The 15,873-nt window shown below is 45.8% G+C and carries 9 protein-coding genes; 4 read left to right on the top strand and 5 right to left on the bottom strand.

Going from position 1 to position 15,873, the window contains the following annotated elements:
- Positions 1 to 4: 4 nt before the first annotated feature.
- Genes C7475_RS07360 through C7475_RS07350 form a run of 3 tightly spaced genes read left to right on the top strand, consistent with a single transcriptional unit; the run spans position 5 to position 7,520 of the window.
- On the top strand, positions 5 to 2,281 hold the full coding sequence (locus tag C7475_RS07360; RefSeq protein ID WP_110052649.1) for an FAD-dependent oxidoreductase: 2,277 nt from the start codon (positions 5 to 7) through the stop codon (positions 2,279 to 2,281).
- 22 nt (positions 2,282 to 2,303) lie between these two features.
- Positions 2,304 to 4,256, top strand: coding sequence for a hypothetical protein (locus C7475_RS07355; protein WP_146217505.1), 1,953 nt, complete (start codon positions 2,304 to 2,306; stop codon positions 4,254 to 4,256).
- Between the two features lie 60 nt (positions 4,257 to 4,316).
- Positions 4,317 to 7,520, top strand: a complete 3,204-nt coding sequence (locus C7475_RS07350; protein ID WP_146217504.1) for a GH92 family glycosyl hydrolase — start codon at positions 4,317 to 4,319, stop codon at positions 7,518 to 7,520.
- 76 nt (positions 7,521 to 7,596) lie between these two features.
- On the opposite strand, the gene C7475_RS07345 is transcribed toward C7475_RS07350, so the two are convergent.
- The 4 genes from C7475_RS07345 to C7475_RS07330 all read right to left on the bottom strand — a co-directional run bounded on the left by C7475_RS07345 (position 7,597) and on the right by C7475_RS07330 (position 11,962).
- On the bottom strand, positions 7,597 to 8,622 hold the full coding sequence (locus tag C7475_RS07345; protein ID WP_110052646.1) for a hypothetical protein: 1,026 nt from the start codon (positions 8,620 to 8,622) through the stop codon (positions 7,597 to 7,599).
- 17 nt (positions 8,623 to 8,639) lie between these two features.
- Entirely contained in the window at positions 8,640 to 9,632 is a 993-nt protein-coding gene (locus C7475_RS07340; RefSeq protein ID WP_146217503.1) for a hypothetical protein, read from the bottom strand.
- Positions 9,633 to 9,783: 151 nt separating this feature from the next.
- Positions 9,784 to 10,467, bottom strand: a complete 684-nt coding sequence (locus C7475_RS07335; RefSeq protein ID WP_110052852.1) for a response regulator transcription factor — start codon at positions 10,465 to 10,467, stop codon at positions 9,784 to 9,786.
- Positions 10,468 to 10,471: 4 nt separating this feature from the next.
- Positions 10,472 to 11,962: a cell wall metabolism sensor histidine kinase WalK gene (locus C7475_RS07330; protein WP_110052644.1), complete on the bottom strand. Its 1,491-nt coding sequence runs from the start codon at positions 11,960 to 11,962 to the stop codon at positions 10,472 to 10,474.
- A gap of 163 nt (positions 11,963 to 12,125) precedes the next feature.
- Between C7475_RS07330 and C7475_RS07325 the strand changes: the two genes are divergently transcribed.
- Complete coding sequence (locus C7475_RS07325) at positions 12,126 to 12,926, top strand: GLPGLI family protein (RefSeq protein WP_110052643.1); 801 nt, start codon at positions 12,126 to 12,128, stop codon at positions 12,924 to 12,926.
- A 71-nt stretch (positions 12,927 to 12,997) separates the two neighbouring features.
- Here the strand turns inward: C7475_RS07325 and C7475_RS07320 are convergent, their stop codons facing one another.
- Positions 12,998 to 15,817, bottom strand: a complete 2,820-nt coding sequence (locus C7475_RS07320) for an outer membrane beta-barrel protein (protein WP_110052642.1) — start codon at positions 15,815 to 15,817, stop codon at positions 12,998 to 13,000.
- Positions 15,818 to 15,873: the final 56 nt, after the last annotated feature.

Here is a 15,873-nt window from a genome sequence, read left to right as displayed (position 1 = left end):
GTTTATGATGAAAGAACAAGCCAGTATAGGACGGCAATTAAAAACGCATCAGTACCACGCAGATCTGATTGTTACGGGTGGAGGGTTGGCAGGAGTATGTTGTGCTGTTACTGCTGCAAGGGAAGGTGTTAAAGTGATACTGGTACAGGACAGGCCGGTGTTAGGCGGGAATTCTTCCAGTGAGGTCAGGCTATGGGTATTGGGTGCAACGTCGCACATGGGAAATAATAACCGCTGGGCAAGAGAAGGTGGTGTGGCGGATGAGATCCTGACTGAAAATATGTGGCGGAACTCCGATGGTAATCCGCTGATCTATGACACGATCCTGCTGGAGAAAGTAACAAGCGAATCTAATATCAGGTTATTGCTGAATACCGCTGTATTCGAAGTGACTAAAAAAGATGCTGATGTGATTGAGCAGGTACGCGCATTCTGTAGTCAGAACAGTACATTGTATGAACTGACAGCACCACTTTTCTGTGATGCCTCCGGCGATGGTATTGTAGGTTTTCTGGCAGGTGCTGCTTTTCGCATGGGAGCAGAAAGTGAAAGTGAGTTCGGTGAGAAGTTTGCACCTACTGCCGAATACGGAGAACTGCTGGGGCATTCCCTCTATTTCTATACGAAAGATACGGGTCGTCCGACCGTCTTTGTGCCGCCTGCTTATGCATTGAAAGATATTACTGCCATCCCTAAGTATAAACGTATCAACAGCCAGGACCACGGCTGCCAGCTATGGTGGATAGAATACGGCGGAAGGCTGGACACTGTTCACGAAACAGAAACGATCAAATGGGAACTATGGAAGGTGGTGTATGGCATTTGGGACTATATCAAGAACTCGGGGCTTTTTCCTGAAGCAGATACCATGACCCTGGAATGGGTAGGCCAGATCCCAGGCAAAAGGGAGAGCCGCCGCTTTGAAGGTGATTACATGTTACGCCAACAGGATATCATCGAACAGCGTGAGCATTATGATGCAGTTGCTTATGGGGGTTGGTCTATCGACCTGCATCCGGCAGATGGCGTATTCAGTGAGAAACCTTCGTGTAACCAATGGCACAGCAAAGGTCTTTACCAGCTACCATACAGGTGTTTTTACAGTCACAATATCAGTAACCTGTTCCTGGCAGGCCGTATCATCAGCGCGTCGCACGTGGCATTTGGGTCCAGCAGGGTAATGGGAACGGGCGCATGTGGTGCACAGGCTGTTGGCATGGCCGCCGTGTTATGCCGGCAATACGAACTGCAACCGCGTGAGCTGTTAAACCCGGAACGATTGAATGAGTTGCAATCACGACTACTTAGAAGAGGACAGTATATACCCCGGATCACAGCGGTCGACAAGTTTGATATAGTGAAAGAAGGGGCGATAACTGTCAGCAGTGAATATGTATTACGCCACTTGCATCCTGATGGGACTAGCATGCATTTAAATGCTGCTATGGGACAGATGCTGCCATTAAAAGCAGGTAGTATACCGATGATAACCGTATATGCTGACGCGAAAGAAGACACGACTTTGCAGGTATCCCTGCGTACCAGCAGCAAACAGGTGCATCATACACCCGATGTAGTTTTGCAGGAACTGGTCATACCCTTGAAAAAAGGAGCGCAGGCGGTGCCGCTTTCCTTTGATATAATGTTGCGGGAGGATAATTACATCTTCATCTGTTTTATGAAAAATGAGCGGGTGAGTCTGCGTAATAGTAGTGAAAGGGTCAGCGGTATTCTTTCTGTATTCAATAAGACTAATCCTGCGGTATCCAATTATGGTGCACAGACCCCGCCGGAAGATATTGGTGTGGAAGCATTTGAATTCTGGTGCCCCGAACGCCGTCCCGCAGGTAAGAATCTGGCGATGGATATACCGGCAGGCATTGCTTTGTTTGGTGGAGAGAATGTCCGGAACGGGATCAATCGCCCTACATATCAGCCTAACATCTGGCTGGCGGAAAAAGAAGATACAGATCCGAAACTAACGGTAAGCTGGAAGGAGAAGAAGATCATCCGGGAGATAGAATTGGTGTTTGATGCCGATTTTGATCATCCGATGGAAAATGTTATCTATCATCATCCGGAAAGAGCGATGCCTTTCTGTGTAGATTCTTTTGTGATCTGTAATGACAGGAATGAGCCCGTAATAAAAGTAACAGACAATCATCAGTCGCTGCAACGTATACTATTGAAAGAACCTGTGGAAACCAGCAAGCTCACCTTTCATCTGAAAGGTACACATGGAGCAACACCGGCAGGTATGTTCGCAGTAAGATGTTATTAACGAATCATATTAACAGATATTTATGTTAAAGAAACTAAGATCAGTTTTTGGGTTGATCGTTTTGCAGCTGTCAGCAACAGCATCTGTTCATGCGCAGGATAGTACCTTTCATCCTGATAAACATTGGGTGTGCGTTAGTCAGACAGGGTATAACAGCAATGCCCCCAAGAGATTTACAGTGCCGACAGCTATGGACGGGAAGGCTGGTTTTTATATCACTGCTGCAGGTGATAGTAAACAGTTATATAAAGGAACGACCATCAACGGTGTAGGTGATTTTACGGGCTTCAAACCGGCAGATATTGAACGGCAGTATGTCATTCATGTAACAGGTGGCCAGCTGCCTGAGGGCGTATCTTATCCTTTCAGGGTAGCGCCTTGCTTGCTGGAAAAGGAAGGATTGAATCCGTCAGTCTGGTTTATGAACGATACCCGTAGTGCAACAGGTACACACCATTCAGCTTATGGTGGTTGTCCGTGGAGGGACGGGACTTATTACTCTTATGAGATCCCTTCTTTGATCTGGATGTATCTCTCTAATCCGGCAGTTTACGATGCGATGCCGGCAACTATATCTTACGACAGTTTAAAGGCGATCGTGCTTAACCCGGACTACAAACTGGTTAAATCGCCCAATGACGAAACTGCGCTGGAAGCAACGAGAAAATACTTTACCACTATAGAGAAGCCAACAGGCAGTCACATTCCTGATGTGATCATGGACCTGCATTGGGGCGTGGGTTATTACATGGTGAACCCGGAAACGCAGGACCCAAGTAAAGACCCGCTGCCACGTCAGTTACATCCGCAAACACTGGCACAGCTGGCTTTCTTCCTGTATGCATATCCATACCTGGATAAATGGTTTTCCCGTAACTTCTATGAGCAGGTGTTGACATTTACACGCCAGCATTGGGCTAAGATCGGCCTGTTGGATATTCAGCGGGAGGTAGGCACATCCAAAGGCAGGCATGCGCCGGGCTTCTCTGTATTGCCTAACCTCCTGATGTATGAAGTGGCAAAACGTGATAAGCTGCCAGACGCGGATATTTACATGAAAGCCGCGAAGCAGCAAACTGCCTGGATGATCGATTCACTTTCGTTCGATGATCCGATGGTAACAAAAGGGCAGCGTATGAGTGAGCACATGCTGATGACAGGATTGGCGATGTACCTGTTACAATACAAGGAGAAGGCGCCGGCTGGTTTACAGCAGAAAATAGGGCAGTGGGCGGATATCGTGATCAGCAGATCGGGTAATGCCTGGGACTTCAGAAGATATGATATGGATAAGAACTGGGCGGTACCTGAATTCAATGAGGTAGGCAATGTGGCGGGATTCCCGGCTTCCGGACTGTTGGCAGCAACTATTATAAAAGATGCATCAAAGAAGCAACGCCTGGAGCAGATCTCTTTTGCCCATTTTGATAACCTGTATGGCCGTAATCCATTGAATGTGCATGCGGCACATCATCCGGAGAAAGGATTCAGAGATATTACCAAAGGGTATCCGAGAGGCTACCAAGAAGATGTATGTGCAAGGCTGGAGTTGTCGCGTGGCGGCATCAGCTGCCTGCCGGGAACAGAAATGTATCCCTTTGATCCGTCAGGGAAAGACAGGCACCTGGAAGGGTGGATCAATCATAACACCGCCTGGAATATGAGCCTCGCTGTATTGAGCTGGTATGATAACCGTCCGCTGTCTTTTGCAAAGGGAAAGGATGGCCTGGAAATAGACTGGCAGGCGCCGGTGGGGAATACCAATACCTTACCGCTGACTGTGTATGTAAATGGAGTGAAAAAGGGATCGGTAGCACTAACCGGAAATAATAATATGACCTTTAGGGGTAAGTTAGGAATCAAACCCACTGCATTGCTGCTGGACGGTGGAGAGGTATCTGTGAAAAAGGGGGATCGTATCGCAGTTGCTTACGGTCTGGGTTTCCTGGAAAAGCAGGTAGAATTGCGTTGGTGATATTTAGGATTTCTTTACCACAAAATATTTCTACTTTTAGGCGAAGTAAGTCATATAACTGTGAATGTAATTTTTTCCGCCAACGCCAGACGTATAGTTTTATTTACCACAATGATACCGGGTCTTTTTCTGAGCAGTCGTTTGTCTGCTCAGAAAAAGCCCCCTTTCGATTATGTAGACCCTTTTATTGGTACTGCTAAAAGCAGTGTATTAACCCGATGGGGGAGTGAAGGCGGCACCTATCCTGGTGCTGTAGCACCCTGGGGATATATGCAGCTCACACCGGAAACAAAAACCGGCAATCTCAGGGGGTATGACTATGGCGATAGCTCCATTTATTTCTTTAGTTGCGTACATCATAACAGCGGCTTTCCCGTTGGTTCGGCAGGAGAGATGAAGATCGTCCCCGTGCAGCAGTCTCACGACTTTGCATTGGGGTATAACCAAAGAAAGTTTTCGCACGAAGATGAAAAAGCCAGTCCGGGTTATTACAGTGTGCTTTTCAGGGATGATAGTACGCTTGTGGAAGTAACCACTACGGAACGTGTAGGTATGTTCCGTTTTACTTTCCGGACAGGCGTTTCTCCTACTATATATATTGGTGAGCATAAGGGATCTGCTGTTCATTTTAGTGAGGTCCCTGAAGATACAATAGGCGAAGGTAACAGGGGGTTGATGTTTTTCACGGCTTCCAAAACAGGTCCTAAAGTGATCACTGTAACGGTAAGCGTTTCTTCCGCAGGTGAAGAAAGCGCTGAAAGGAATATTGCTGTTGAGGGTGCGGCAGGGTTTGATAAAATAAGACAGGACACCCGGAAAAAATGGGAGAAGGCGTTGTCAGTCATAGATCTGTCCGACGATAAAGAAGCGAATAAAACGGTCTTCTACACGGCTTTGTATCATAGCCTGTTAATGCCCTGGATCATCTCTGATGTGGATGGTAAATACCGGGGACGTGATGGTAAGGTACATACTGTGAATGGCCGTGCCGAATATGGTGGTTTCTCTCCCTGGGATACCTTTCGTTCCCTGCATCCGCTGTTAAGCCTGTTATTCCCTGAGAAGCAACGGGACATGGTATTGTCCATGCTTGATATTTACAAACAGACGGGTTATCTGCCTATCGAAAGTATGACAGGTAATCATTCTGTTCCTATTATTGTAGATTCCTATCTGAAAGGAATAAAAGGCATTGACAGTGCACTGGCATATGCTGCGATGAAGAAAAGCATTGTGGATGCACCTTTTCAGCAGGAAGACCTTTCCGTATTTCAGCAGAAAGGGTACATACCGTTCTCTTATCCGGAATCTGTTACCCGTACTGTGGAATACGCGTATGATGACTGGGCGCTGGCGTTATATGCAAAGCAGGTCATGCATAATGATAATGATCACCGCCTGCTGATGGACCGTAGCTACAGCTACCGGCAGTTATTCCATCAGGCGGATATGTTCATGTTACCAAGACAGGAGAATGAATTCAGACTTGAGCCAGGGAATTCAGGTTATAAAGAAGGCGATAAATGGGTCTATTCCTATTTCGTACCACAGCATGCAAAAGACCTGGTGAACCTGATGGGAGGGGATGCGTTATTCACAGAACGTTTAGATAGCGCTTTAAGCCGTCAGCATATCGTGTTTGATAACGAGACGGTCTTCCATGTTCCTTATCTCTTTAATGCCGCTAATGCGCCGCATAAGACGCAGGAATGGATCAGGAATATCAGGCAGAAGAGGTTTAGTGCAACACCGGGCGGACTACCGGGAAATGACGACCTGGGATCAACATCCAGCTGGTACGTATTAAGCGCTATGGGTATTTATCCTGTGGCTCCGGGACTTCCTGAATATACGGTCGGTGTGCCTGCTTTCGATATGATGCGCATCCACCTGGAGAACGGCCGTGATTTCGTGATCAAACGTACAGATTCCGAATATCCTTACATAAAGTCATTGACCCTTAATGGTCAGCCTTACAACAAGATCAGTATCTCACACGCACTCATAGCAGGCGGTGGAGAGCTGACATTTGAGATGGATGGATGGCCTGACAATAAATGGCTGGTAAAAGATACCACAGGGCAAGCGGATATTGAGATCTTCAATGAAACCGTCGCAGTTAAGGAAACGCATCCCGATGAGCCGTTCCAGGTGCGGTTTTCATTGCGGAATATGGGAAGTACAGGCACACAAAAGATCGCATTACTGGTAGATGGAAAAGTATATAGTTCAAAGAATATACTTGTAGGGCAGGGAAAGACCGTAACAGATTCGATCACCTGCCGTTTGTATAATTTAGGTAATGCGCGGCTTACACTGAACGGACAACAGGAAATGACCGTACAGGTGATCAAACCAGCGCAGAAGATTTCGGATCGCCCGGAAATAAAAGACCTGACCCTGTCTGCGCTAGTGAAAAAAGGCAATCAACAACAGGTGGTATTTACAGTAAAGAATACCGGCTGGACCACGAGGACCTTTCGCGTACCAGTGGAGTTAGATAAGGAAGTATTGCTGAAGGAAAAGTTAACACTGGGACCGGGAGAGGAGAAAACGATCTCCAGGCAGTTTACCATGTTAAAGGAAGGATGGCAAACAATGAAAGTGGGAGATGCTGCTGAAAGGTTTAAGGTGTATTCAGCTAATAAGGATGCAGTACTGCTGGAGTTATCAGCAGGTAAACAGGCAAGCGGTACCAGCTTGCAGGACGCTTCCGGATTTGGAAATCATGGGCATCTTCTAGGGGATGGCACTCATAATGAAGGGGGGAAACTATTGCTTGGAAAAGACAGCTATGTTGAGGTGCCTAATGCCCGTAGTCTGGATGTGATGGATACCACTATAACAATGATGGCCTGGGTATATCCTAAGACTACAGACAACGGTCTGGTAGATATATTTACCAAAGGTGATACGCATGTATTACAGGTCTCTGACGGTAAAACGCTTACCTTCTTTGCAGGCGGCTGGGGAAGAGGTGATTGTACGGTGCCGTTGCCGGGAAACTGGAAGGACAATTGGCACCATATTGCAGGCGTTTGCAATGGGGATAGTCTGAAGGTATATATTGATGGCGAATTAAAAGGATATGCTTTGCCCGAGGGGCATGCGAATTTATCTGTATCTAACAGGTGGACGCTGGGCAGGAATGAGGAATTTCCGTCTCAAAGGATATTCAACGGGTATATGGATGACGTGAAAGTATTTGCTGCGCCATTATCGGCAGCCGAAGTATCGGAGATATATAAGAAGAGTACTCATTAGTATACGGCGGTATATAAAAAGCGAAAGTCTCGTCAATAACGAGACTTTCGCTTTTTATATACCGGTCTGCCGGACCTTAGAAATAAACGTCTTCATTACCAATGAAGGTAGTGTCAGATATTTCTATCAGTGGTTTCACAGTTGCTGGGGTTGATGGTGGAAGTGATGGGACCGTAGCCGTAATTGTGGTCAGCGAGTTCCTTTTTGGTGCAAAAGGTATTGCGCCCAGCGGAACTACTTCGCCATCTGGTTTCAACCACTTTAATGTAAGAGGTATCGGTTCACCACTCAGGTCGTCAGCAAATCTGAACGCATCAGCTGTTTGAATATGCATGGTGTTTGATGTATTCCAGGGGTAGAAATACTGTGGTTTCATCAGTCCGCCGTATTCTGCGAGCAACGCACCTTCAGTGAAGTTGTTGAACTGGTACTGTACACCAAAACTGATCCGCTTTAAGGGGATGTCTACAGTAACTGCGGTATCGCCTACTGTTAAAGTGGTAGAGCCAAAATAACTATCCAGTTCTGAGTAGTAATATTCTTCCTGTGCACCGGTAAAAAGATCAACAAGCACAGTCATGAAAGACATGGCTGACATGAAGGATGGGTCCAGTGTCCAAGGGGAGGCATAAGCCTTATCGGCATACTCTATTTCGTTCAGGATCCTTCTGTTAAAAGGTTTGAAATAGTAAAGGAAGCCGCCGGATATCCCTCCAAAGAACAGGCCTTCACTCGTACCTCTTTTAATGGCTGCGACGTTGATCGTATGTGTGGAGTTTTTAGGGACCTCCAGTATAATTGTACCTTGCCTGTTAAACACTCCCTGCGCATATGGTGTAACGCCATTGCGTACGTCCACACCGTAAATGGTGCTGTCATACGGGGTTTTCGCTGCATTGTCATTACCTGCTTTTCTGCGGCCCATAGGAGTTTCTATGACGTTAATATCGCCACCCATACGTATCGTCAGTTTCACTGTCTCTCCGGACGATGATGGAGGTGCTGGAGGAGGGGCAACCGTATCCTGTGATTTTTTACAGGAATAGAATGCACTGAGTGCCAGGGCACATATAAGTATAAAAGATTTGTTTCTCAGTTTCATGGGGATAAGTATTCCTGTTATAAATTGATGGTTTCGTTGGTGGTCCAATCAGTATCAGTAAACGTGATATTCAGGCCGTTGTTGACCGTGTTGATCGATGTTGGCATTGACACATTCACTGTTATCATGTGATTTCTCCGCGGAGGATAGATCTCTTTTTCTCCGAGGTTCATCACGGTACCATCTGGTCTTTCCCATCTGAGTACAAAAAGGATACGTTCAAAATACGTAATATCATCCCGCACAAGGAATTCGTCAGCAGTGTAGATACGCAGGCTGTTGTCAATGTCTTCAGGAGTAAAAGCCTTTGTCTGCATTGAATTTTGATATGCTACGATCAGCCTGCCTCCCGTGAAATTGGTAGCCTTGAATCTGATACCGAATGCAATTCTTTTCAACGGGAGTGTTACTTGCTTGGATGAATCAACAAAAACAGCTGTCTGATTGGCGTAGCCATCCACCTCAGGAAAAAAGGCGTAAGTAGGTTGAATTGTGTCTTCCAGGAAAAGCGGAATGTTGGAAAGGTTCTGGAGGAAGTCCCAGTCGCTTGCGTCGTAGCTGATCGTGTTATCCAGATTCCTGTTAAACGTACCGGGAAAGAATTGTCCGCCATTCCACCAGGTATACCATACGCCCAGGCCAGTACCTCTGCGGAAAGCAGCAGCTTTGATGTTAAAGGTATTCTGTGTCGGCAGTTCGATACTGATATTCTCCGGGCTGTTAAATAATCCGGCTGCGTAGGGCTGTCCACCGTTTGTACGGACGTCTATTGCATAGATGGTGCTGTCTCTGAGCGTACGGGCAAGTACGTAATTGTGCAATCGTCTGCCGCCAGGCAGTACGGATTCACTTGTTTTAATGTCTCCTCCCAGGGCAATATTAATTGTCCTTTTCTCTTTTGCATCTGGTTTTGGGAGAACAGGTGTGTCACCTGGGGCTGCTTTATTGCAGGAGTACGAGATGATCATTGTTGCAAGGCAACAAATAACCAGTAAAGGGTTACATTTCATTTGTACAGGGTTAAGGGTTAAAACATTATCGGCATAAATCTAAACAGGATTTTGGATATCACCAAAAAAATACCCGTGGGTGGTTTATTGTGTTACAACGTTTATTTTTCATTAGATGGGAAGGAGGCCAGAGGAATAGCGTCGCCTTTTTTCAGGCTAACACAAACCGGTACCCTACGCCTTTTATTGTGAGTATCTGAAGGTTTTCATCATCTTTCAGATGTACGCGCAACCGGGTGATGTATACGTCTAAATTACGGCTGTTAAAGAATGAGTCGTGCCCCCATAGCAAGTCGAGGATGTCTTTCCTGTCAATGATGCCGTCTCGTTTTTCATAGAGCAGTTTTAGTAATTCGCTTTCCTTGTAAGATAGCTTTTTTTCTTCCCCGCCATTGGCCAGGATCTGCCGGTTAGCATAGAACCGGAGTTTTCCAAGAGGGATATGATCGGGTGTGACAGTCACTGTACGATCGGGTTTGCGTAATACATTGTCAATACGCACGATCAGTTCTTCCATACTAAAGGGCTTACGGATGTAATCATTTCCTCCTAACGTAAAGCCTCTGACGAGATCTTCCGTTTGCGTTTTGGCTGTGAGGAACAGGATGGGAACAGCAGGGTTTATCGCCCGTATTTCTTCCGCTACTTCAAAACCGTCTTTATTAGGCAGCATGATATCGAGCACACATACAGTCGGGTTTACCTGTCTGAAAACTGACAGTACATTAGCGCCGTCGGTTTCCATCACGACTTCGAAGCCCCGCCGTTGCAGGCTTTCTTTTACGATCTTACCCAGGGAGGGTTCATCTTCTACGTATAGGATCCTTGTTTTCATTTTGTCATATTTTTTCCCTGTGAACCTGACGGTTTTTATCATAGTAGATAACCGGTGCTTCTGCAAAGGGGAGTTTTACAGAGAAAGTACTGCCCTTACTTAATTCACTCTCTACTTCTATGAAGCCCATGTGTTTTGCTACAATATGTGATACATAACTCAAGCCCAGACCATAACCTTTTATATTATGCCGGTTGCCGTCAGGTATACGGAAGAACTTCTCGAATATCTTTCCTGTATATTCTTTTGCAATGCCCATTCCATTGTCTGTTACACGTATTTCCAGGTACTGTCCGTGATCGATGATATGGACAAGGATGTCCGGATCATTGATGCTGTATTTTAGTGCATTGTCCAGCAGGTTATACAACACACTTGTGATATGCAGTTTATCTGCTGTAATAATGAAATTATTTCCTGTTGTTTTGAGTGTAGTGTGTGCATGATGTTTTTCAAACTGAAGTTTCATGGACTCCATTACGCTATTAGCCAATGTTCTGAGGTCGAACTGCTCTTTGCTTAATGTGATCTCCTTATTTTCAAACATGGACAGTTTCAGCACTTTATCTACCAACAAGCCTAATCGCTGCATTTCGCTGGCTGATATCTCAAGATATTCATTGGTTGTCTTCCTGTCTTCCAGCACATCGAAACTCCGGAGTGCTTCTATGGCCACACTCACAGTGGCAATAGGTGTTTTCAGTTCGTGTGTGATATTACTGATGAAATCATTTTTCAACTGTGCCAGTTTCCGCTGTTGTTTAAGGTTCCTGTAAAGTAGCAGGAAAGAGAAGATAGTGATACCTAGCAATATGACAGAAATGAGAATGGGTTGACTGATGCGTTTTAACAGATACCAGGTATTGCTGTGGAATAACACCTGGTAACTGACAGGTTTCGTAAAACCTATGGTCACCACATTCCCATAAAGATCGTCGGGTACAGGAAGCCCCCCGGGACGCAAAGTATCTGCAGGAATATTATGAATGACGAATGGCGTCTTTATTTCTTCCTTCCTGAGCGCGTTGTTATACGCAGTGGTAAGTTCTTTAATTGAAATGGAATCGCGAAGCGAATCTACATCTGTCAGGAAGTTAAAGACCCTGACAGTCGGACGTGCTCTTTGAAACCGGATATTGAGTGTGTCCCGGCCACGTGGTGCTTCAATGCCTGGTTTCCTCATCGCAACTACCATCGTTCGATTCGATTGTTGTGTAGTGCCGGAAGAATCCCTGAACCGCTCGTGTAAGACGTTGGAGATCTGCATTACGCCCTGACGGTCGTGTACCCGGATGTCCAGCGTTGAATCAAGCTTTAACTTAGCCGCCTGCAATCGGAAGATAGTCTCCCGGAAAAGTATATTGGTATGTGTGGTGAACAGTTTTTCTTCTTCCCGGAAATTCTTATTTAGCCAGTATACCTGGAACACAGTGATCAGGATGATCGTTAGCGCAATCAGGAAAATGGTGACCGGTATGGAGAGCTTATATCGCATGAATGGACATCTTGGATACGTTGTTTAGTAATAGCTATGGTGCAAATGTATCAATTCCTTTTTCCCTGCCTAAGAACATTAACCTAAATTAACATTAAATCAAGTCATGTTAACCTGTGTTCAGGGCAGATCTGAATAGCTTTATTGCCTTAAAAGTATACAGATGAAAAGACTATTTTTTACATTTTGCATGGGACTGGCAGTACTTACTGTAAACGGCCAGCAGAAACAGGGGACGGTGCGTTATGAGCGTACTGTACAAATGCAGATGCGGATGAGGGGAATGGGACCTGGACCGGAGGCCGAGCAGCTACTTCCCCGTACACATACCAGTAAACTGGAAGTCTTATTTACTGCCGACCAATGCCTGCGCCAGGCGGTAGAAGAGACTACTCCCGACGAATTCCAGGAAGAAGGAGGGGGGATGCACATCCGCATTAGCACAGCCGGTACGGATGATGTGACATACGTTAACCTGGCCAGCGGTCAGATTACGGAACAACGTGAATTTGGCGCAAGGAATTACATCATTGCAGACAGCGTGCGCAAGCTGAACTGGAAATTAACGGGACAAACCACTACCATTCTTAATTACCCCTGCCAGCAGGCAATCACGCAGGTGATCGGTAAACGGTCTGTAACGACCATGGAGAACGGCGAAATGAAAACGGAGCAGCAAGCGGATACTTCGAATATTATTGCCTGGTTTACGCTGGCTATTCCGGTATCTGCAGGTCCTGAATACCAGGGTCAGTTACCGGGACTTATACTTGGTATAGATGTCAATAACGGCCGTACAGTCTATAAGGCTACAGAGATATCCGGAGATGTGGAGGTGTCTGTTGTAAAAGCGCCATCTAAAGGTAAAAGAGTGACCATTGAAGAGTTTAACAAAGAGCGTGATAAGATAATGGCGGAAATGCAGCGGAACGGAGGAGGAAGAGTGATCCGTATCGGCCAGTAAAATATGCTGAAAATAGTAACGGCTCCGGATACTTATTCCGGAGCCGTTTTGTTTTATGTTGAACGGATCTTCTAACGTCTTATTATATTGATCCCGTCAGGTCGTGCTCTGCTCAAACCACTTTTGTTCAGGCTATAAGTAAAACTTAAGAGGAAGAAGCGCTGAAGATTCTTTACCCGGCTATCTTCTATATAACTCTGATTGCTGCTGCGGCTAATACCAACATTCCTGTTCAGTATGTCGGATACACTCAGCTTTAGTTCGCCCCGTTTATACCGTAGGAACTGGCGGCTGAAAGCCGCATTCCATAAAGGAACACTTGTATTATAACCATCTGCACGCTGACTGTTAACGGTATAGGTAAAACTGGTGCTAAGCAGGAAATCGGCCGGTAGCTGCCAGTTGAACTCTCCTTCATATTGCTGGGAAAAGTAACTGGTATTAAGCGCTGATTGCAGGGAATAGGTAGTGTTATAGTAATTAAATCCTGCACGCAGTGAAAGGTCAAGTTTATCGGTAGGGGTTAGAAATAACCTTGCAGAAGGCCCCAGTGTAAACGTATGGATGGTGTTGGATACAATGTTGATAAACTGTTCTGTTTTGCTATACCCCATGTTGCCATTGAAATTGACCGTACCTTTTAATGCCCGTACCGGCAGGCCCCAGTTGATATTTCCTGTCATATTGTACACACCGTTGACGTTTACAGGCATCGTGTGTTTAACGCCGGATGTATCTACCACATGTGCATCAACGATCTTGTTCTGCGTTTCCTGCAGGTTAAAGAAGGCAAACAGGTTCTTGTTCCTGAATGGGTCGACAGACACATAGCTTAGCTGTACGGCATGTGTATATTCCTGTTTCAGATAAGGGTTGCCCTCCCGTATATTAAGCGGGTCCGTGATATCGGGAACCGGCTGTAATTGCGATACACTGGGTTGGTTGGTAATACCTGTATAGTTGATATTCAGGTGCCGGTGACGAGTGAAATCATATTTAAACCGGAGAGATGGCAACAGGTTGGTGAACGTTTTACGGATAACAGAATCTTTTGTGCCCGCAATGATACTCCCTTCTAATGTGGCATACTGCCAGTTGATGCCGGCGGCAAGACTGTATTTCTTTTGCTTCGTACGCAGGCGGAGTCCGGCATTGGTATAACCGTAAGTGTTTTCGAAGTTATTGGTCAGGGCTTCGTTAAGTTGATCAAACTTGCTGGATTGCTGGTTATAGTCGTAGGTTATTTTATCTGAAGAGCTACTGGTATTACTTCGTCCCAGGCTTAATTCCAGTAGTGAATGCCTGAACAGCGGTTCCGTGTAAACTGCGCGGAGAGTATAGCTTTTAAGATCGCCCTGAATGGAATTGATCTGATTGATGGAGTCGTAGGCCGGTTGAGAACCGTTCCTGTTATAGAATTGGTTCGCTGAGAGCAGGCTGCCGTTATTTTCACTGTTGTTAAGACTGGTTTGTAAACCTAGAGAGAGCGTTCTGCCCTTAAGATGGAATTTCTTCCGGAATAACAGGTCATTGCGAAAGTTAGTACCATGTCCGCTGGAGTAGTTATTACTGAAGCCCTGGTTAGCTAACTGTCTGTCTTCAGTTAGCGTCTCGTAGTCGCTATGACTTTTATTACGTATTTCCTGGTAACCGATAGAAGATGATAGTTTAAGGGAATGGAAAGAGTCAATGGCAATATCCGCTCCCAGGTTCAGCCGGTGACTATTATTCAGGTTATCGGTGGTGGACCGTTGATTATAGAAGTAGGAAGAATCAGGCAGGAAATACTGGCGTTGCAGGGAACTTTCCTGGTAAGGATTATAACGGTTATAAAAGTAGTTGCTCGTGAAGTCGGTTTTCTTACCGATGATGTTATTGTAGTTGATACCACCACCCCATATGGTTTTGATGCCGTTATTATTGCCACTTCCTGTTAAGGCGCTCATAGGATTGTCGGCGTTGAGGGTAAAACTGGCATTCCCGCTGCCGCTTTGATTCATGCGGTTCAATTCACCGCTGAAATTCATCAGGTCCATAAAAGAAAAGCCTTCGGCATTAGTGTTATTGGCCAGGCCGAGAGCAGAAAGCTGCCTGGCGCCTTTGAATGAGTTGACATTAAAACGTCCTTCGTATCTGTCGCTTGTTCCTGCACCCGCAGTAGCTTTCCCAAACATGCCTTTCTTTTTATCCTCTTTAAGTTTAAGGTTGATGGTCTTTTCACTATTCCCATCGTCAAAACCGGTTAACTGAGCTGCATCACTGAGGCGGTCATATACCTGTACTTTGTCAACAGCATCGGCAGGCAGGTTTTTAGTAGCCAGTTTAGGATCGTTACCGAAGAACTCTTTCCCGTCCACCAATACCCGGTTCACCTTTTGTCCCTGGGCTTTTACTGTTCCGTCTTTATCGATCTCTATACCAGGCATTTTTTTCAGTAGTTGTTCCACACTCGCATTAGCTTGTGTTCTGAAAGATCCTGCATTATACTGGATGGTATCGCCCAGGAGTGTAACGGGAGGTGATTCTGCATTCACCACTACTTCTTCCAGGGTTCTGCTCAAGTCATAAAGTACGACGTCAGGAAGGCGAATGTCAGAACTACCGGCACTAATAACAACCGGCCGGGCGGTATTATGATACTTCACATGAGTGATGAGCAGCCGGTAGCTCCCATTGGGAATACTGGTCAGCTGAAAGTAGCCTTTCGTGTCAGTCATGGTAAAACTGACCAGGGATGAATCTGCTTTTTTAAAGAGCGTGATGGTGGCAGATGCAACTGGCTGGCCGGTAATTGTATCCAGAACAGTCCCTTTAACGGTACCCATCTTTTGTGCATAGGCGGTGAGTGCAAAGCCGCAGACGATAAGCAATAATAAGTAGTGTTTTCGCATAATGGTAGTTCTTCTTAAAAAGTATGAAGTTAGAGCCACCACCTGCGAAAGCAGGT

Origin of the sequence: Chitinophaga sp. S165, from assembly GCF_003182155.1 — a bacterium.
Taxonomy (GTDB): Bacteria; Bacteroidota; Bacteroidia; order Chitinophagales; family Chitinophagaceae; genus Chitinophaga.
This window is presented reverse-complemented; position numbering and strand designations above follow the sequence as displayed.

What these genes read in the sequence shown, in the direction of transcription:
- C7475_RS07325 (WP_110052643.1), top strand. Translation starts at nt 12,126, where the DNA reads ATGAAAAGACTATTTTTTACATTTTGCATGGGACTGGCAGTACTTACT.
- C7475_RS07345 (WP_110052646.1), bottom strand. Translation starts at nt 8,622, where the DNA reads ATGAAACTGAGAAACAAATCTTTTATACTTATATGTGCCCTGGCACTC.
- C7475_RS07335 (WP_110052852.1), bottom strand. Translation starts at nt 10,467, where the DNA reads ATGAAAACAAGGATCCTATACGTAGAAGATGAACCCTCCCTGGGTAAG.
- C7475_RS07320 (WP_110052642.1), bottom strand. Translation starts at nt 15,817, where the DNA reads ATGCGAAAACACTACTTATTATTGCTTATCGTCTGCGGCTTTGCACTC.
- C7475_RS07330 (WP_110052644.1), bottom strand. Translation starts at nt 11,962, where the DNA reads ATGCGATATAAGCTCTCCATACCGGTCACCATTTTCCTGATTGCGCTA.
- C7475_RS07340 (WP_146217503.1), bottom strand. Translation starts at nt 9,632, where the DNA reads ATGAAATGTAACCCTTTACTGGTTATTTGTTGCCTTGCAACAATGATC.
- C7475_RS07355 (WP_146217505.1), top strand. Translation starts at nt 2,304, where the DNA reads ATGTTAAAGAAACTAAGATCAGTTTTTGGGTTGATCGTTTTGCAGCTG.
- C7475_RS07360 (WP_110052649.1), top strand. Translation starts at nt 5, where the DNA reads ATGATGAAAGAACAAGCCAGTATAGGACGGCAATTAAAAACGCATCAG.